This is a genomic window from Sinorhizobium sp. FG01 (genome assembly GCF_002531875.1).
Classification (GTDB): domain Bacteria; phylum Pseudomonadota; class Alphaproteobacteria; order Rhizobiales; family Rhizobiaceae; genus Sinorhizobium; species Sinorhizobium fredii_C.
Window position 1 is genome coordinate 502,248 of sequence record NZ_NWTB01000002.1, and the last position, 17,293, is coordinate 519,540.

Genomic DNA, 17,293 nt, shown 5'->3' on the forward strand with positions numbered 1-17,293 from the left:
CGGACGCCGCCCGCTCCTGCAGGCTCTTGCCCTTGCCTGCAGGACTTTCATACGCTCAATGCTGGCCCGCTACGTGTAACGTCGCCTCTGCAGCTTCAGCCGATCCTCAATCGGTCGCGAAGCAATAGAAGAGGCCGTCTCCTCCGGTGCCCTTGAAGGCCTCAATCGTGCAGCCGCCCCGCGTCGAATGGGAAGAGTTCCAGGATTTGGCCGCGGCCGAGTCGTCGGTACCGGTGCGGTCGCTGTGGCCGACGATTGCAGCACCCTCCGCGCCGCCCATCGTCCAGTTGCCGCAGGTTTCCGCGGCGGCGGTTCCGTCCGGCTTCGTGCCGGTCAGAATGTCGTGGCGGTTCGGCGTGTCGCCCCGACCGTTGATGACTTCGCCCTTCTCGTTGAGCGCGGTCTGTTTGGTCAGGTTGTTGGTCTCGCCATGAAGCGCAGCGACATCGTCGGCGATCTTTTCGCCCTTGGCGTTGTACCAGGGCCCTGTCCCGATACGGTCCTTGGCGTTCTCCGTGTCGGTAGACAGATACGCCCTCCAGGTCTTGCCGGTCGAGCCGCTGGCCGCCGCCAGCGCGCCGCAATGGGCATCGGCGCCCGCAAGTCCGCCGAGATCACCGCCCTTGCCCGGATTGGAGCTGGTGACGAAGAAGCTCATCGACGTGTCCTGAGCAACAGCCGGGCCGACCGAACAGGCCAATACCGTCACGATAAGTGCCATGCGTTTCATGGCATGCCTCCCTTGGATGTCCAGGCTATGAGCGTATTGCGTGCAAAGGCCAGCGTAAAATCTCAATCTCGTGAGGTAGAGGGCGCGCCGGCCGTCGCTCAGGCGCCCTCGACGGCTAATCCGCAGCCTTTCCGAGCGTATCGGCGACAAAAGCCCCGCGTTCGCCCATCGGCATCGGCTCTCCAGTGGTGGAATCGACCGCCGTCTGATGCTCGAGCTCGGCGTTAAGGAGAGCGCCGGTGATCAGGATGACCATGGAAATCCAGACCCACATCATGAAGCCAATCAGCGCGCCGAGTGCGCCATAGGTCGCGTTGTAGTTCGCGAAATTTTCCAGATAGTAGGAATATACCCATGAGGCGGCGAGCCACAGCAATGTGCTGAATACGGCGCCCCAGTTCAGCCACCGCAGCTTGGCCCGCTCGCGGCTCGGTCCATAACGATAGATGAGCACGGTGCCGAGGGTCCCGAGCAGCAGAATGGCCGGCCACCGCGCCACTCTCGTCAGGATCTCAATCCAGCGATCCAGCCATAGATAGGCGAGCAAGGCCGGAATGACGCCGATCGCCACGATGAGGACGACGGCAAAAAGCAATGCGGCAAAGGTGAAGGCAAGGCACAGGAGCGTTCTAGAAACGATCCCTCTCTTCTCCTTTTCCCCATAAGCGACGTTCATGGCGTCGAAGAGTGCAGCAATGCCGTTGGCCGCACTCCAGAGCGAGACCAACAGTCCGCCGATGAAGCCAAGGCTGAGGGTCGACGTCTTCTGCGTGGCAAGAGACGTCAGCTGATCCGTAATCATACTGTACGAGCCGGGCGGCAGGAGCTCGTCCAATACGGCCATATGCGCGCCTATATCGGAGGGATTTGCGATAAACCCGTATAGCGAGACGAGCGCGCCCAGAGCCGGAAACAGCGCCAGCAGCAGGTAAAAGCTTACCCCTGCCGCGATCAGGAAGACGCGCTCCTCGGAGATCTCGGACATCACCCGCCAGAACACGTCGCGCAACCCTTTCGCCGGTATCTCTCCCGGCGTGGCTGCACTGCGCCCCCTGCCCGGATCGGCGGTCTCCATTGCCTTCGTAAGATCGACGTCCTTAGCGTTCATCGAGGCATGTCCGGTGTTACTCTCGATCCTAAGCTAGCGCCCAACTTTCGGGGAACTTCCTTGTTCCAGCGCGCCGAGGATTTGACCAGTCGCCGCGCGCCGTCCCGGAACAATCGCCCCCTGCCGCAGTTTTGTTCGATACTGGACGGGAGATGCAGACATGAACAGAAATTGGGAGCGTTTGGCGCTGATCGGCGCCGCCATCATCATCCTCGCCAGCGCACTGTTCTATTTCTACGTCGACCGCTTTCCGACAAGCAATGCGACGCGTATCGAAGACACGAAAGTCAATGCCGACGGCGTGAAGTCGATCGACCCGAACCCGCCAAGCGCCAGCGGAGACAAGAATAATCCATCCTAACGGGTTTGCGGTTCATTCGTGGGCATGACCGCTGCCGCGCTTATGTATCAGCCTTGTCTTGTGATGGGGACAGTATTTGCCGACGGCCTTGGCGGCGCAGAAGAGATAGGGTCCACCGCTGTTGATGGGCCAGATGCAATCGCCGGGCAATAGATCCTCGAGGCGCTTTGCGAATGGCAGTCGCCGCACGTCATACTCGTTCGCAGGGGAAAACTCTCTCTGGTGCTCAGTCATCGGTATTTGGCGTTGCCTTCTTTTTCCTCTGGCCCAACTCAGGGGTTTCTAGAGGCTCACTTGATCGGAAGGGCGATCTTGCCAACGGTGCGGCTCAGTCGACAAGTCCAAGCCTCCGCCGGCCAACCTTCCGCCCGCCCATCGACAGGCGTCAGCCCGGAAGCAGGGTGACCACCATCACCGCCGCGACCACGGCAAGCGCAGCGAAAAGGGCGATCAGTTCGATCATCATGTAACGCTGCATATCGCGACGCATGCCCGATCCTCCACATCGTTGCGAGGTTCAAGAAAAACGCTTCAACACCACAATTGTTCACGCAAGGCCGCAGCAGGTTCCCGAATGCAGGCAACGAGATGTCTCGCCCCTGCGGTCGAGCGCCCAAACAAGGCGAAGATCAACCGCTAGTCGTTGATCATTTCGGGTGTCGCGTCGCCCGTCGTTAACATCCGCATCAGGGCGATTTCGCTCCTTACGCCTTGCTGGTATAGGTGAAAAAGCATCCTGCCTATTTTAGCACCCTCTTCACTTTCCGGCTCCAGCTCCCTGGAGGAGCAAGCATAGACATGAACGCGCCGGAGCATCGAGATTTCAAGGTCGTCAATGGCGAGATCCGAAAAGCGCATATGCATTTCCCTTTGACCCTCCGATCAAAGCAGGTTTGTTGCTCATGCAATGATATTGGTGCGCCAAGCTTCGGATTCCAGATGTTGCCCATCAATGACCGTTGACGTGGTCGACGGGAACGTCAGACGCGGCAGACGCGTTTTTCTACGATCTTGCTGCGCGTCTTTCGGAGCTATCATGTCCATAAATCCCCTCGTGACCTTCGATCTCGATTCAGCCCCAGCGTTGATCGACTGAGAGGTACCGCGGATGGAGCACTACGACATAACGCTTGGGCTGTTTGGGCTGGTCATCCTGCTGACCGCCTGGATTCCCATGGCGTTTCGCCGCCTGCCGCTTTCACTGCCCATCTTCTGCATCGCCATCGGCGCCCTGGCCGGACACACTATACTCAGACCGGTCGTCGATCTCGGCTCGTTCGACAGTCGGCTCGTCATCGAGCATATGACGGAGTTCACCGTCATCGTCGCGCTGATGGGTGCCGGACTGAAGATCGACCGGCCGATCGGCCTGCGCAACTGGGCTCTCACCTGGCGGCTCCTGGGCATTGCGATGCCGCTGGGGATCGCCGTGATGGCCGCCGGCGCCTCGCTGATACTCGGTCTTGGAGCAGCTTCCGCCATTCTGCTCGCCGCCTGCCTGGCACCGACCGACCCGGTCCTGGCGAGCGATGTCCAGGTAGGACCGCCGGAGACGGGAACCGAGGACGAAGTTCGGTTCGCGCTGACGTCCGAAGCCGGCTTGAACGACGGCCTGAGCTTTCCGTTCGTGTATTTGGCAATTGCGATCGCACTCGCCTCCGATGAGCCGGACTGGTTCGCCGGGTGGCTGCTGCTGGATGTCACCTGGCGGCTCTTCGCCGGCATCGTGATGGGATGGATTGTCGGCAAGGCGCTCGGCTTTGCCACGTTTCGCCTTCCGAAGGGCGCTGCGCTCGTGCGCACGGGCGACGGTTTCGTCGCCTTGGGGATCACCTGCCTCGCCTACAGCCTGACGGAACTCGTCCACGGCTATGGATTCGTCGCCGTGTTCGTGGCCGCGCTCTCCTTCCGCACCGTCGAGCGACACCACGAATTTCACAAGGAACTGCACGACTTCTCCGAGCAGATCGAAAGGCTCCTGATGATGGTGCTTCTCGTCTGCTTCGGCGCCGCCGTCAGCCTCGGACACTTCATTGTCGACCTCGATTGGCGCGTGGTCGCCTTTGCCCTCTTCGTCCTAGCCATTGCCCGGCCGGCCACCGGATGGGTGAGCCTGCCATCGACCTTGCCAAAGGGTGAAAGGGCGGCGATCGCCGTCTTCGGGATCCGCGGCCTGGGCTCGATCTACTATCTCGCCTTTGCCACCGGGGTGGCGCGTTTCGAAGAGGTCGGCGTCATGTGGTCCGCCGTCGCCTTGATCGTGCTGATTTCCATCGTTACGCACGGGCTCACTGTCACCCCGGCGATGCACTGGCTCGACAGGCGGCGCAAAAACATCGGCAAGGCCGACGAAGCAATGCGTGCGAAGACCAAGTCCGGGAGTGCAGCCCTATCCGATTGATCTCACGCGACTCCCGCATCGGGGAATCCGAGGGTCTCGACGGTCTCGAGGATCTGCCCGCGCAGCCAGCGATGGGGCGGCTCGTCGTCGTGACGGGCATGCCAATACATCCTGATCTCGGGAACGGGGATCGAAAGCGGCGGCTCATAGATGACAATCGGCAGGCTCCGGGCGGCGGAAACCGCGAATTGGCGAGGAACAGCGGCAAGATAGTTCCCGCTTGCCACGGCCAACGCCACGGCCTGGAAGTGCGGCAATGCCAGGCTCACGCGGCGCGCCCGCCCGATCTTGGCGAGGGCGTCGTCAGTAAAGCCCGACATCGAACCGTCGATCGAGCGGATGGCATGCGGCAGTTCGCAGAAGATTTCGATCGGCAGAAGTCCATTCTCGCCGATCCCAGCCCGGCCAATCGCAATATTGTCCTTGGCTGCGATGATCGCAAAGGGAGAGTGAAAGAGAAGGGCACTCGAGACCCAGTCCGGCACCTCCAGCGGCCGCTCCAGCGCCGCGTCGACCTCGTCTTCCTGAAGCAGCCTTGCGACGTCGCCGCGCGCACTGTCGAGAAAACGGAGTGACACGGCAGGCGCCGCGTGCGTGATGCGCGCTGCCAGGGAGGGCATCAGCAGCATCGAAAAGAAATCGGCCCCCATTAGCGTGAAGGTGCGCTCAAGCTCCGCAGGTTCGAACCTCTCGCACGCGTGGAAAACGCGTTCAATTTCGCGCAGCGCCACCCGCACCGGCTCCGCCAGGTTCTCCGCCCGGGGCGTTGGCACCATCTCATTGCCACGCCGAACGAACAACTGATCATTGAGCGCGTGGCGCAAGCGGTTGAGTGCTGCGCTGACCGCAGGCTGACTCAAGCCGATCCGATCGCCGGCGCGTGTGACGCTTCTTTCCCGCAGAAGCGCGTCGAGTACGCGCACCAGATTGAGGTCCAGAGCATTTAAATTCATCCCGTCAATTCGCCCTATACGATCATTCGATTTCCGCTCGACCCGGTCGGCCGCTAAATCACCCGCGACGCCACGTCACATAAGGCAAAGGAGCAAGCCGCTATGTCAATCACTAGCGACACCTCAGAAGGCAAGGAACTCTTCTGGTTCAACAACACGCTCGTCGCGATCCACGCCGCCTCGAACAAGGGGAACGACGGCATCTGCATGGTCGAGCACCAGATGCCCTACGGGGATTCTCCGCCACTGCACGTGCATCGCCGGGAAGACGAAGTCTTTCACATCCTCGAGGGCCGAATGCGTTTTCACATCGATGGCCGCGAGCGGATTGCCGTTGCCGGCGACACGGTTGTTGCGCCGAAGGGCCTCGCCCACACCTTCCGCGTCGAATCGGGCGGCGGGGCCCGGTGTCTGACGATTACCCGCGGTTCGGACTTCGAAACACTGCTGCGCCAGATGGGCCGCCCGGCCGATCGGCCGGAATTGCCGCCGCAGTCGGCGCCGACACCGGAAATGATCGCTGCCCTGACACGGTGCTGCAGCGCGAACGGCATCGATATCATTGGAGCGCCGCTGGTCTGATTGGAAAGGTCGCATCCGCCTCGCACCGGCCCTTCGGCTGGCCGCGCACCCCTGCCCCGCGCGGAGCGTCTTGACCTGAGGAAGTTCTCCTCACATCTGCAGCCTTGAAATCCGCTATTCTTTGCGGAAGATTTCACTCTCCTTGTCGGAATGGAGGCTGCGGCTGCGTCTTGGAGTTGCCGACCGATCACGTTCAGGTCGGCAACTCCAAGTACATAAGAGGAGGAATTCTTGTCATTGTTTGTTGCGCTCGAAGTCGTGACCCTTTTTGTGGATGATCTCGGCGAGGCAAAGGCCTTTTACAGGAAGGCTTTTGAGCCGGAAATCGTGTACCAGGATGACGTCTCCTGCGTACTGAAGTTCGAGGGCGCCATGATCAATCTGCTTCACGCATCGCAGGCGCCGGAACTGATCGAACCTTTGCCGGTGGCGTCGGCGAGTTCGGGCGCGCGTATCCTGCTCACGATCAGGGTCGCGGATGTAGACGCCGCCTGCGCCAGCCTGGAGGGTCGAGGCGTGAGACTGCTTAACGGCCCGATCGATCGCCCTTGGGGACGCCGCACCGCCGCCTTTGCGGATCCGTCGGGCCATGTTTGGGAGATCGCTCAGGAACTTGCGTCGACCCAGGAGCCATTTGATCCGCCTTGCAATTCACCTCAGTAACGCAAGCCGCAAGGATACGAGGAGCATCATGACAGACCAGAGCGTTCGCATGCTAGCCGGACGGTGCCTCTGCGGCGCCGTCCACTTTGTCGTCGCCGACGAATTCCGCTATGCCGCAAACTGCCATTGCGCGGATTGCCGGCGGACGACCGGGTCCGCCTTCAAGCCGTTTGCCGGCATCGAGCGGGAGAAGTTCACGGTCACCGAAGGGGCACACCATGAAGAGAGCTACGGTGAGGAGAACGCGCACAATGCCCGCTGCGGAAAGTGCGGCTCCTTTCTCTATTCGGTCGTCCGCGGTGGCGACTATGTGCATGTTGCGCTCGGGCCGCTCGCCGACGAACCGACGATCCGGCCGAGCGAGCACATTTTCGTCGGCTCGAGGGCATCCTGGTACACGATCAACGATGAGCTGCCGCAATATTGGGCTCACGTTGCGGACGGGACGCCGATCAACCGCTGAACGTCCCGGCATGCTCAAGCGGCGCGCAACCTTTCGCCACCACACGTAGCCGCACCGGCGCATCAAGAGTATATTGCAGGCGGAGGTGTTCATGCGCCGACCTCTCGCCCTTGCTGCCGCCGTTGCCCTTGCTCTCAGCTTTCCGGCTCGAGCGGAAGTTCTGATCGGTGTTGCCGGCCCGATGAGTGGCAAACTCGCCTGGACCGGCACCCAGTTGAAGCGCGGCGCGGAGATGGCAGTCGCGGAGATCAATGCCGCCGGCGGCGTCCTCGGCGAGCAGGTTCGATTGATCGTGGCGGATGATTTCTGCGATCCACAGCAGGCCGTTGCGGCCGCCCGGAAGCTCGTCGCCGACCGTGCGGTCTTCGTCGTCGGCCATTACTGCTCGGGCGCTTCGATCCCCGCCTCCAAAATCTACGCCGCGGCCGGCGTGCTGCAGATTTCGCCGTCCTCGACCAATCCGGCCCTGACCGAGCAAGGCCATGCCAACGTCTTCCGGGTCTGCAGTCGGGACGATGCCCAGGGCTTGAAGGCCGGCAACTACCTGGCCGATCAGTGGGGAACCAAAAAGATCGCAATCCTTCACGACGACACGACCTACGGCAAGGGTCTCGCCGAAGAGACGAAGAAGCAGTTGAATAAGCGCGGCGTCAACGAGGCGATCTATCAGAGCTACGAACCGGGGAAGGACGACTACTCGGCCGAGATCGCGGATTTGCAAAGGGCAGGTATCACGGTGCTCTATCTCGGCGGTTATCACACGGAAGCGGCGCTCATGGTTCGTGCAGCGCGCGAGCGCGCCTTTCCGGTGCAGGTGATTTCCGGTGACGACACTGCAACCGAGGCCTTCGGCCTGATCGCCGGCCCCGCTGCCGAAGGAACACTCTTTACCTTCGTCGCCGACCCGCGTCGCAATGCCGAGGCGGCTGAGGTCGTCGAGCGCTTCCGGGCGGAGAATTTCGAGCCCGACTCCTGGACGTTGCACAGCTACGGCGCCGCCGAAGTTTGGGCGCAGGCGGTCCGTAAAGCGGGGTCGCTGGAACCGCCGAAAGTCATCGCGGCGCTGCGCAACCACGCGTTCGATACGGTGCTCGGCCGGATCGATTTCGACGAGAAGGGCGACCTCACCGTTCAGAACTGGGTATGGTATATTTGGAAGGGTGGCGAGTACGTGCCGCTGGAGTAACTGGCGGCTCACCGCAGCAGCACGCATCTGAGAAGAAATCCGTGCGGACGATGTTGACCGCCTCAGCCGGAGCGAGGGGCCGCGATGTTTGATCGTCTCGGCATTCGCGGTCGTCTGCTGCTCGCCTTCTTCGGCATCAGTGCCTTCGCCGTGCTTGCGACCGCTGGCGCGCTATACGCCTTTCTCCAGCTCGGCCAGGTGCTCGAACGGGTAACGGAGCGCCGGGCCCCGTCCGCCCTTCTATCTCTCGAACTCTCCCGCCAAGCCGAGCGCGTCGCCGCCACCGCTCCCGCCGTGCTTGCATCGAGCAGCCAGGCCCGGCACGCCGAGGTATCGGCGGCGATCGGCAGCGAGATGACGCGCCTGGAGGAATTGCTTGCCGCCTTGAGGGGAACGGCGCTCAGCTCGGCGGTCGTTGCCGAAATCGAAGCGGCGGCAGTGGGGCTGCGGCGCAACCTGAACGCCCTCAATGGTCTCGTGACCGCGCGTCTCGACGCCGTGGCCCGAAAGGAGGAGCTTCTGCGCCGCCTGTCGGCGACGACCAATGCCAGCCAGCGGCTCGTCGCGCCCGGCATTCTCGTGATGAATTCCAAGGTGCCGCGGTGGCGGGCCGCGACTGTCGATCCGACACTGTCGCCGGAAGCGGAAGCTGCGGCGACGCGAGATCTCGCCCGGGCAATCGCCGCCTATATTCCGCAGCAAACGGCGCAACGCGAGATAGCGGCGATCAACGACACGCTTTTGCAGGCTGCCGTCGTGCCGGCCCCGGGCGACCTGTCGCTGCTTTCGTTTCCCCTGCACCGCTCGGTCAACGCGCTGGAGGCCGTCACGCCCGAATTCGACGAGCAATTGCGCAAGCGCTTCCGTCAGCTCGTCGACGAGTTCAAGGCGCTGATCGACGGGCCAACAAGCATTCCGGGCGCGCGCGGCGAAGAACTTGCTCTCCTGGCAGAGGGCGAGAAGCTGGTGGCGGAAAACGATCAGCTTTCGCGCAAGCTGACGCTTGCCGTGGATCGCCTCGTGGCGGCGGCGAAACGGGATATTTCCGAAGCGGGCGCCGAAGCCGCGACCGTGCGGCGCTATGGCACCGCGATCGTGCTCGGCTCCGCCCTGCTAAGCCTGCTGAGTTCGGTAATGATCGTTTGGCTCTATGTCGACCGTAACCTGCTTGCCCGTCTTGCCGGGCTCAGCCACAGCATGCTCGCCATTGCCGCCGGCAACCTGCGTGTGACGCTGCCGGATACCGGGCGCGACGAGATCGGCCGGATGGCCAAGGCGTTGCGCGTCTTCCGCGACACGGCGATCGAGGTCGAAGAGAAGAACCTGCGCGACGTCGCCGAAGCCCGCCAGCGCCTGATCGACGCGATCGAGAGCATTTCCGAAGGTTTCGCGCTCTATGATGGCGAGGACCGGCTCCTCCTCTGCAACAGCCGATATCGCGAGATACTCTATCCGGGCATGGATGACGCCGTCGTCTCCGGCACGAATTTCGAGGCGATCATCCGTGCCGCGGCGGAGCGCGGCCTGATCGAGGATGCCATCGGACGGGAGGATGAGTGGATCGCCCGGCGCCTCGCGGCGCACCGCAATCCCGTCGGAACGATCCTGCAGCAGCGCGGTCCGGATCGCTGGGTGCAGATCAGCGAACGCCGCATTTCGGGCGGCGGCACGGTGGCCGTCTATTCCGACGTGACGGAGCTGAAACGTCGCGAGCAGGACCTTTCCGAAAAATCGGCCGCCCTCGAAGCCTTGTCGAGCAAGCTGGCGAAATACCTCGCCCCGCAGGTCTACAGTTCGATCTTTAGCGGCCGGCAGGATGTCAGCATCGCGAGCCAGCGCAAGAAACTGACGATCTGCTTCTCCGACATCGCCGGTTTCACCGAGACGACCGACAAGATGGAATCGGAGGAACTCACTCAGCTCCTCAATCAATACCTGACAGAAATGTCGAAGATCGCCCTGTCCTTCGGCGCCACGATCGACAAGTATGTCGGCGACGCCATCCTGATGTTCTTCGGCGATCCGGAGACGAGCGGCGTGAAGGAGGACGCCATCGCCTGCGTTTCGATGGCACTTGCCATGCAGAAGCGGATGGCCGAACTCGGCGAGACTTGGCGCGGCGCCGGAATAGAGACGCCGCTGCGCTGCCGAATAGGCATTCACACGGACTACTGCACCGTCGGCAATTTCGGCAGCGAAGATCGAATGGACTATACCATCATCGGCGGGGCCGTGAATCTCACCGCCCGACTGGAGCAGGAAGCGGAGCCTGGCGCGGTGCTGATTTCCTACGAGACCTTCGCGCAGGTGCAGGATGTGATCCATTGCGAGGAGGTGGGACGCGTCCGGGTCAAGGGCCTAGCCTACCCGGTCGCTACCTTCCGAGTCGTCGACTTTAGGGCCAATCTCAGCGTCGCTTGCGACGCGATTCACAAGGAACTCCCGCATCTGAAGCTTGATGCAGAGCCCGACCTCATGTCGTCCGGCGAGCGGGAAGAGGCCGCCGCGACGCTTCGCGAGGCACTGAACCGGCTCTCTCGATAATCCGCTGTTCACCATCCGCGGAACATGTTCCACCCGGCGCCTGTTGGAGCAGTAAGGTGCAACGCGCCGGCAATGGCTGCGGTATTACGGTAATCGCCGGCGACAGAAGGGGGAAGGATGAGAGTCCTTGTGATAGGGGCTTCGGGGCTGATCGGCGCTGCCGTCTGCGCGAAGCTTCTCGAGCGCGGCATGACGGTCGTACGCGTGGTTCGACCGGGCTCTTCGCTGTCAAAGACCGGCGAAACCGTGGAACTCGATCTTGCCCGAGCGGTTCGGCCCGAAGACTGGCTGCCGCATCTGTTGAACATAACCGCCGTTGTAAATTGCGCAGGCACACTCCAGGACGGGCCGGGTCACGATACGTCCGGCGTCCATATCCGCGGTCCCTCCGCCCTGTTTCAAGCTTGCGAACAGGCCGGTGTCCGCCGCGTCATCCATTTCTCGGCCATGGGCGTAGAAAAGCAGCAACCTTCCCCCTTTTCGCGCACCAAGCTCGAAGGCGACGAGGCGCTGATGGCCAGGGACCTCGACTGGGTCATTCTGCGCCCTTCCGTTGTGCTCGGCCCCGGCGCCTTTGGCGCCAGTGCGCTCATCCGTGGGCTGGCGGCTTTGCCCGTCCTGCCGATCATGCCGAATACCGGGCTGCTCCAGGTCGTGCGCCTCGAAGACGTGGCACGCACCGTCGAGATGCTCGTCCATCCGAGTGCCCCCAAGCGACTGATCCTGGAGATAGCAGGGCCGGAGCCCCTCTCCTTCGAAGATGTCGTGAGAACCTACCGGCACTGGCTTGGCTGGAGCCCTGCCCGCATCCTCAACATACCCGCTCCGCTCGCAGGTCTCCTCTATAAGCTCAGCGATCTCGCCGGGGCACTCGGCTGGCTTCCGCCGACGCGCAGCACGGCGCAGAAGGAGATCACCCGCGGTGCCGTGGGCGACATCCGGGCGTGGTCGGAGAATACCGGGATAGAACCGACCGCGCTCTCGGTGGCGCTGGCGAGAACGCCGATTACGGTTCAGGAAAGATGGTTTGCCAGGCTCTACCTCCTGAAGCCGGTCATCTTCGTCGTGTTGTCGTTGTTCTGGATCGCTACCGGCGTCATATCGCTGACGACCGGTTACCAGATCGGCATCGACCTGATGGAGCGCACCGGCGCGGGGGTGCTTGCTGGCCCCAGCGTCGTCGCCGGAGCGATCGCAGACATCGTCATCGGACTTGCCATTGCGGTTCGTCGAACGAGCCGCGCCGGGCTCTACGGTGCGATCGGCCTCTCCCTTTTCTACGCCTTGGCCGGGACGATACTACTCCCTGAGTTGTGGAATGAACCGCTCGGCCCGCTGATGAAGATCTGGCCGATCATCGTGCTGCACCTCGCCGCCTTGGCGATCCTGGAGGAGCGCTGATGCTCTATTTCGTTCTCAAGTACCTGCACATCATCGGGGCCTCCGTGCTGTTGGGCACCGGCGCGGGCATCGCGTTTTTCATGCTGGTGGCGCATCGCACCGGTCGTGCCGAGACGATCGCTTCGGTTGCGCGCATCGTTGTCCTGGCCGACTTCCTGTTCACCGCCACCGCCGTCGTCCTGCAGCCGATGACGGGGGTGGCGCTCGCCTGGCATGTCGGTTACTCCCTGACGGAAGGTTGGATCCTGCTGTCGATCCTCCTCTACCTGATCACCGGTGCATTCTGGCTGCCGGTCGTTTGGATGCAGATGGAGATGCGCAGGCTCGCCGAGGCCGCGAGCAAGGGTGGGCAGCCATTGCCCAGACGCTATTATCGGCTCTTTCACCTGTGGTTCGCCTTCGGTTTTCCGGCCTTTGCTGCGGTCCTCGGGATTTTCTGGCTGATGATCGCCCGGCCCGCTATAGAGTGGTGAGCGGCGGCGTGGCGCTTATCGGGAGGGACAGACCACATGATTGTCGTGCGCCCGGCTTTAGCGGACGAAGTGGAGGCTCTTGCCCGGCTGGGGCTCTCGGCCTGGTGTAAGGGGATAAAGCCGCTCATCCCACCGGAAGTTGCGCTGGCGGTCGAGCAGAATAACCCGTTCCTGCCATTTCTACGGGACATGCGGTCAAAGGTCCTGGTAGCCGAGGTCGAAGGCCAGGCTGCCGGCATCGGGGCCTGCGAGCACGCGGACAATACGATCAGCGACATCTGGGTGGCTCCGGCATTCGAGGGTCGAGGCGCCGGATCGGCGCTTGTGAGAGCGCTCGAAAGACAAATCCTGGAGCGCGGATACTGCGAAGCGCACATCGAAGTGGCCGCTGCGAATGCGAGAGCGCTCGAACTCTATCAACGCCTCGGTTACCGGCAGCTTTGGAGGAAGGTCGCCTTTGATGCGGTGCTGCGAACGACACTCGAGAAGATCGGCCTGGCGCGGCGTCTTCCACCCGCGTGAGCGCGAGGCCCTGACGAGTACCCCGCTCAAGGATTGCCGAAAGCCTCCGACAGATCGTTGTGCGCGGTGACCGCGGCGATCTCTCCCTGCGCCATGGCGACTCCCATCTGATTTAGGCCCGTCACCACATCGCCGATCGCGTAGAAGAACCGGACATCGGTTCGCTGATGCCGATCGGTCGGTATCCGCCCTTCCTCGTCAAGCTTCACTCCGATTGCCTGCGCCAGGAGGGACTGAGGCCTGCAGCCAAGCGCCGAATAGACCGCCACCGCCTCCATCGTTGCCGCTCCCATGAATTCCAATGCCATGCGATCTTCGGGGACGGGCGCGTGCCGGGCCAATCGGGCGGTGAGCAGCCGAATGGGCGGCCTGATGTCCGCAGGCGTCAGGCCCTCGGGTTCGGCGCCCAAGGTCGCCACCGTCACGTCGTCGGTGAACGACAGCAGAAATGCGGCTTCCTTCAGCGCCCGCCGGTTGTTGCCGATGACGACCGCCGGTGCGCCGTTGATCTCATACCCGTCGCAGATCGGGCATAGCCTGAGATTGCCATTCCGCACGAGTTCATTCGCATTCGGCCAGGGCGGAAGAACGTCGAGGAGGCCCGTCGCGCAGATGACCGCGCGGCTCCCGAGAAGGCGGCCGGCCACTCTGCACTGAAAGCCGTCCGCTACCCGCTCCAGCAGATCGGCACGGGCGGCGAGACGCTCGACTCCGAACTTGCCGGCTTGATCATGCATACGGTCGAGCAACACCTGACCCGGGACGCCATCCGGGAAGGCTGGATGATTGTAAGAGCGCGGAATGAGAGAAGCGCGGCTATTCCCCTCGTCGACGACGACCACATGCCGATTAAGGCGCGCCAGATAGACGCTTGCCGCCAGGCCGGCAGGGCCACCACCGACAACAATGCAATCATAGTCGAGTTTATCGCGCACTTGGCGTCTCGCCGTTCCGGTTTCCTGTCAACAGCCTGCTTCGAACGGCTCAAGCGGCCGGTTGTTCCGGGGGCCACTCATGGCCGGAAGATATGGCGGTCCCGCCGCGGCGCCTATTCGTCAGCGGCCGCAAGCGGCTTGAAGGCAGGCGCGTTCAGGGGCTCGCCATCCACCGAAAAGTGGGAGCCGTGGCATGGACAGTCCCAGCACCTCTCAAAACTGTTCCAGTGCACGACACAGCCGGCATGGGTACAAGTCGCGGATCGAACATGGAGTTCGCCGCCGTCATCGCGGTAGGCGGCAAGCTTTGAAGTGCCGCGACGAATGAGGGCGCCGTCGCCGGGCTTCAATTCGTCGAGCGACGACAATTCCCCGCCAGTGAGATGTTCGGCGAGATTGGCCGGCATGGTGAGGTTTTCAGAAATGTACTCGCCAGCTGCGCCGATCGAGATCCGGCTGGGCTGATAGATGCCGGCCCAGATATTCTCACGGCCCATGACAAGATCGCGCAGGATCAAGGAACCGGCGACACCGTTCGACAGGCCCTCGCCGGAATCGCCGGTCACAACGAAGACGTTGTTGTTTCCGGGATTTCGGCCGATATAGGCGAGGTGGTCGACTGGCTCCATGACCTGGCCGGACCACGCAAATTCCGGATCGCCGATCTGCGGGAAGCGCGACTTTGCCCATTCGGTGAGCCTCGCTAGCCGCTCCGGCTGGTCGTCGACCTGTCCGGTCTTGTGGTCCTCGCCGCCGACAAGCAGCCAGTCATGGTCTGCGCCTGACGGCTGCAGGCGCACATAGTGGTACGGGTCCAGCGTATCCCAGTACAGCGCGTCGACCACCGAGCCGCTTGGTACTCGGCCGGCAATTACATAGGTGCGATATGGTGCCTGCTTCGTGTGAACCGCGATCCAGTCGTTGATCGGCGAATTCGTCGCGATCACCGCCGCTCGCGCGCGGATTTCGCGGCCTTCCCGTGTGCGGACAATGGTTTCGCCGTCCTTCTCTTCGACACTTACGACTGGCGTCTCTGCGTATAGGCGTCCGCCATCGCGTTCGATGCAGCGGATGAGGCCGTCGAGATATTTGAGCGGATGGAACCGTCCCTGGTCCGGGAAGCGGAGACAACGGCGGTCGCCGCCGTCCCCAGTACCCGGCAATGCATCCCAGGCGACGCCGGAGAAGCCGAGGCTGTGACAGGCATCGATCTCCCGCTCCAGGATGGAAACGTCTTCGTCCGACGCCGCGAACAAATAGCCGTCCAGGCGACGGAAGTCGCACTCGATATTTTCGGACGCCTGTACCTGTTCCACCCGATCAAGGGCCGCCACCTGGCTGCGAAAGTATTGCCGCGCCTCCTCGAGGCCACGCAGCCTGATGAGTTCGTGGTAAAAGTCGTCGAGGACGGAGGCAAGATGCGCGCTTGTGCGAGCCGTCATGCCTCGGGCAAGAGCGCCCCGATCCACGACGATCACCGACTGTCCTTCACGGCACAATTCGTAGGCGACCGAGAGACCGGCGATACCGGCGCCCACCACGACGACATCGGCTCGCTCATTGGCGGCAAGCAGCTGCGGCCGGTGCTCCGCGGCGGTTGCCATCCAAAGGGACTGGCTGCGTTCGGACTGCACGTTCATGGCTTCAATCTCCCTCCCGACGAACCGCGCTCAATCAGAAATGTTCCTTGGACAAAAAGGGCACCGGCCTGCCTCTGGCAGACCAGTCGCCGCGGCCCCGGGCGCCGTTTGGACGGCCCCGCCTTTCGTGCCCCCTTCTCCGCGGGTTTGAAAAAGCCTCCACTTGCACTATGCAATCTCTAGCGTGCCGGCCGATCGCGATTCGTGGTCGTGGCATGAGATTGAGATATGGAATGCGGGTGGCGCGGCCCCTGCATTCCTTACCTGCCTGCTGCGTGTTTCATTTCGTCGAGCCGATTCATTGAAACATGTAGCTATTCGATGTGCCGCAGCGGCCTTTGCGCGTTTCAAGAAGACGCGCGTCCCTGTAAGGCAAGGTTGGAGGTTGCCAGTTTGCGGTGCAGCGGCAAGGCCGTCGGTTTGATCGTTCTCGCGTCTCTGTCCCTTGCAGGCTGCACGGCCCGTGAAGGTGCCCGCGCGCCGACCGGCGCAACCATCGTAGCGACGGAAAACGCGCTCGTCCTGCCGCCGCCCGGCGGGCCCGACATCCTAAACGTGGTCGAGCGGCGCTTCGGCAACGCCGTCGAGCAGGACGTCAATTTGCATACCTCCGCTTCAACACCCGGACAGAACTACCTGCGCGCCACATTCTTCGGACCGACAGGTGCCGGGCTCGATCAGAAGACGGCAACCTATTCGGCCGTCCGTGCATCGGAAATGATGCGGGAGGCAAGACGGGCAGTTCCGGGCGTCCCCCTGGCCCAGTCGCCCTACTTCCTTCAGAACAACTACGGTCCGTTCGGCTATGCCTTCGGGCGGCGCGACGGCGACGCCTGCCTCTATGCATGGCAGCAGATACGTCCGCCGGAAAGCCAGCGCTCGCCTCTGCGCAGCTATGGCACCATACAGGTGCGGTTCCGCTATTGTGCGACCGATGCGTCGGAAAACGAACTGCTGAATATCGTCTACGCCTATACGATCAGCGGGACCATCATCGGCGATCCGTCCTGGAACCCCTACGGGCCGCCGCCGACGGTCGACGCCGGGCTCGGACGTACCGGCAGTCCCATCTACCGGACGGCGCCGCCTTCGGACCAGGCACCCGCGCTCGAACGCCCGAGACGCGCAGTGGTGACGACTCCCGCGCGCACGGTGCCTGAGATCGAAAAACCGGAGGTGACGCGCCAGCCGGTCGTCGCGCCACTACCCGCACCGCAGACAGGCGGAAGCCTGCCGAGCCCGGCGGGTCCCACCGGCGCGGCAGGCAGCGTCGTCGTCCCCCTGCCGACTTGCACACCGCAGGGAGGGCCGGCCTGCCCTTAAACGGGGCG

17 protein-coding genes are annotated in these 17,293 nt (G+C 62.8%); 11 read left to right on the forward strand and 6 right to left on the reverse strand.

What is annotated here, in order from left to right; translation table 11 throughout:
- Positions 1 to 106: 106 nt before the first annotated feature.
- On the reverse strand, positions 107 to 730 hold the full coding sequence (locus CO656_RS02335) for a hypothetical protein (protein ID WP_097524661.1): 624 nt from the start codon (positions 728 to 730) through the stop codon (positions 107 to 109).
- Between the two features lie 115 nt (positions 731 to 845).
- Entirely contained in the window at positions 846 to 1,838 is a 993-nt protein-coding gene (locus CO656_RS02340) for a YihY/virulence factor BrkB family protein (protein ID WP_097524662.1), read from the reverse strand.
- A gap of 160 nt (positions 1,839 to 1,998) precedes the next feature.
- On the opposite strand from CO656_RS02340, the gene CO656_RS02345 reads away from it, so the two are divergent.
- Positions 1,999 to 2,199, forward strand: coding sequence for a hypothetical protein (locus CO656_RS02345; RefSeq protein WP_097524663.1), 201 nt, complete (start codon positions 1,999 to 2,001; stop codon positions 2,197 to 2,199).
- A gap of 636 nt (positions 2,200 to 2,835) precedes the next feature.
- Here CO656_RS02345 and CO656_RS02355 read toward each other — a convergent pair.
- Complete coding sequence (locus CO656_RS02355) at positions 2,836 to 3,063, reverse strand: hypothetical protein (protein WP_176536570.1); 228 nt, start codon at positions 3,061 to 3,063, stop codon at positions 2,836 to 2,838.
- Positions 3,064 to 3,307: 244 nt separating this feature from the next.
- Between CO656_RS02355 and CO656_RS02360 the strand changes: the two genes are divergently transcribed.
- A complete protein-coding gene (locus tag CO656_RS02360; protein WP_097524666.1) occupies positions 3,308 to 4,600 on the forward strand; it encodes a cation:proton antiporter in 1,293 nt (430 codons plus the stop codon).
- A gap of 2 nt (positions 4,601 to 4,602) precedes the next feature.
- Here the strand turns inward: CO656_RS02360 and CO656_RS02365 are convergent, their stop codons facing one another.
- Positions 4,603 to 5,553 carry a LysR family transcriptional regulator gene (locus CO656_RS02365; protein WP_097524667.1) on the reverse strand — a complete coding sequence of 317 codons (951 nt, stop codon included), beginning with the start codon at positions 5,551 to 5,553 and terminating at the stop codon, positions 4,603 to 4,605.
- Positions 5,554 to 5,655: 102 nt separating this feature from the next.
- On the opposite strand from CO656_RS02365, the gene CO656_RS02370 reads away from it, so the two are divergent.
- The 8 genes from CO656_RS02370 to CO656_RS02405 all read left to right on the forward strand — a co-directional run bounded on the left by CO656_RS02370 (position 5,656) and on the right by CO656_RS02405 (position 13,387).
- The gene (locus tag CO656_RS02370; RefSeq protein WP_097524668.1) at positions 5,656 to 6,135 is read left to right on the forward strand and encodes a cupin domain-containing protein; all 480 of its coding nucleotides are present in this window, start codon (positions 5,656 to 5,658) and stop codon (positions 6,133 to 6,135) included.
- A gap of 231 nt (positions 6,136 to 6,366) precedes the next feature.
- Entirely contained in the window at positions 6,367 to 6,798 is a 432-nt protein-coding gene (locus CO656_RS02375) for a VOC family protein (RefSeq protein ID WP_097524669.1), read from the forward strand.
- Between the two features lie 28 nt (positions 6,799 to 6,826).
- Positions 6,827 to 7,261 carry a GFA family protein gene (locus CO656_RS02380; RefSeq protein ID WP_097524670.1) on the forward strand — a complete coding sequence of 145 codons (435 nt, stop codon included), beginning with the start codon at positions 6,827 to 6,829 and terminating at the stop codon, positions 7,259 to 7,261.
- A gap of 91 nt (positions 7,262 to 7,352) precedes the next feature.
- Positions 7,353 to 8,447, forward strand: coding sequence for a branched-chain amino acid ABC transporter substrate-binding protein (locus tag CO656_RS02385; RefSeq protein ID WP_097524736.1), 1,095 nt, complete (start codon positions 7,353 to 7,355; stop codon positions 8,445 to 8,447).
- An 84-nt stretch (positions 8,448 to 8,531) separates the two neighbouring features.
- Positions 8,532 to 10,991: an adenylate/guanylate cyclase domain-containing protein gene (locus CO656_RS02390; RefSeq protein WP_097524671.1), complete on the forward strand. Its 2,460-nt coding sequence runs from the start codon at positions 8,532 to 8,534 to the stop codon at positions 10,989 to 10,991.
- Positions 10,992 to 11,108: 117 nt separating this feature from the next.
- Positions 11,109 to 12,392 carry an SDR family oxidoreductase gene (locus CO656_RS02395; protein ID WP_097524672.1) on the forward strand — a complete coding sequence of 428 codons (1,284 nt, stop codon included), beginning with the start codon at positions 11,109 to 11,111 and terminating at the stop codon, positions 12,390 to 12,392.
- Positions 12,392 to 12,865, forward strand: coding sequence for a DUF2269 family protein (locus tag CO656_RS02400; protein WP_097524673.1), 474 nt, complete (start codon positions 12,392 to 12,394; stop codon positions 12,863 to 12,865). The genes CO656_RS02395 and CO656_RS02400 overlap by 1 nt, the downstream gene beginning before the upstream one ends.
- A gap of 36 nt (positions 12,866 to 12,901) precedes the next feature.
- On the forward strand, positions 12,902 to 13,387 hold the full coding sequence (locus tag CO656_RS02405; protein WP_097524674.1) for a GNAT family N-acetyltransferase: 486 nt from the start codon (positions 12,902 to 12,904) through the stop codon (positions 13,385 to 13,387).
- Between the two features lie 26 nt (positions 13,388 to 13,413).
- On the opposite strand, the gene CO656_RS02410 is transcribed toward CO656_RS02405, so the two are convergent.
- Positions 13,414 to 14,322 (reverse strand): NAD(P)/FAD-dependent oxidoreductase, encoded by a 909-nt coding sequence (locus CO656_RS02410; RefSeq protein ID WP_097524675.1) that lies wholly within the window; start codon positions 14,320 to 14,322, stop codon positions 13,414 to 13,416.
- 113 nt (positions 14,323 to 14,435) lie between these two features.
- Positions 14,436 to 15,962: an FAD-dependent oxidoreductase gene (locus CO656_RS02415; protein ID WP_097524676.1), complete on the reverse strand. Its 1,527-nt coding sequence runs from the start codon at positions 15,960 to 15,962 to the stop codon at positions 14,436 to 14,438.
- 393 nt (positions 15,963 to 16,355) lie between these two features.
- On the opposite strand from CO656_RS02415, the gene bcsN reads away from it, so the two are divergent.
- On the forward strand, positions 16,356 to 17,285 hold the full coding sequence (gene bcsN, locus CO656_RS02420) for a cellulose biosynthesis protein BcsN (protein WP_097524677.1): 930 nt from the start codon (positions 16,356 to 16,358) through the stop codon (positions 17,283 to 17,285).
- The last annotated feature ends 8 nt before the right edge of the window (positions 17,286 to 17,293 follow it).

What these genes read in the sequence shown, in the direction of transcription:
- CO656_RS02400 (WP_097524673.1), top strand. Translation starts at nt 12,392, where the DNA reads ATGCTCTATTTCGTTCTCAAGTACCTGCACATCATCGGGGCCTCCGTG.
- CO656_RS02395 (WP_097524672.1), top strand. Translation starts at nt 11,109, where the DNA reads ATGAGAGTCCTTGTGATAGGGGCTTCGGGGCTGATCGGCGCTGCCGTC.
- CO656_RS02380 (WP_097524670.1), top strand. Translation starts at nt 6,827, where the DNA reads ATGACAGACCAGAGCGTTCGCATGCTAGCCGGACGGTGCCTCTGCGGC.
- CO656_RS02355 (WP_176536570.1), bottom strand. Translation starts at nt 3,063, where the DNA reads ATGCATATGCGCTTTTCGGATCTCGCCATTGACGACCTTGAAATCTCG.
- CO656_RS02415 (WP_097524676.1), bottom strand. Translation starts at nt 15,962, where the DNA reads ATGAACGTGCAGTCCGAACGCAGCCAGTCCCTTTGGATGGCAACCGCC.
- CO656_RS02405 (WP_097524674.1), top strand. Translation starts at nt 12,902, where the DNA reads ATGATTGTCGTGCGCCCGGCTTTAGCGGACGAAGTGGAGGCTCTTGCC.
- CO656_RS02385 (WP_097524736.1), top strand. Translation starts at nt 7,353, where the DNA reads ATGCGCCGACCTCTCGCCCTTGCTGCCGCCGTTGCCCTTGCTCTCAGC.
- CO656_RS02340 (WP_097524662.1), bottom strand. Translation starts at nt 1,838, where the DNA reads ATGAACGCTAAGGACGTCGATCTTACGAAGGCAATGGAGACCGCCGAT.
- CO656_RS02365 (WP_097524667.1), bottom strand. Translation starts at nt 5,553, where the DNA reads ATGAATTTAAATGCTCTGGACCTCAATCTGGTGCGCGTACTCGACGCG.
- CO656_RS02335 (WP_097524661.1), bottom strand. Translation starts at nt 730, where the DNA reads ATGAAACGCATGGCACTTATCGTGACGGTATTGGCCTGTTCGGTCGGC.
- CO656_RS02360 (WP_097524666.1), top strand. Translation starts at nt 3,308, where the DNA reads ATGGAGCACTACGACATAACGCTTGGGCTGTTTGGGCTGGTCATCCTG.
- CO656_RS02345 (WP_097524663.1), top strand. Translation starts at nt 1,999, where the DNA reads ATGAACAGAAATTGGGAGCGTTTGGCGCTGATCGGCGCCGCCATCATC.
- CO656_RS02370 (WP_097524668.1), top strand. Translation starts at nt 5,656, where the DNA reads ATGTCAATCACTAGCGACACCTCAGAAGGCAAGGAACTCTTCTGGTTC.
- CO656_RS02390 (WP_097524671.1), top strand. Translation starts at nt 8,532, where the DNA reads ATGTTTGATCGTCTCGGCATTCGCGGTCGTCTGCTGCTCGCCTTCTTC.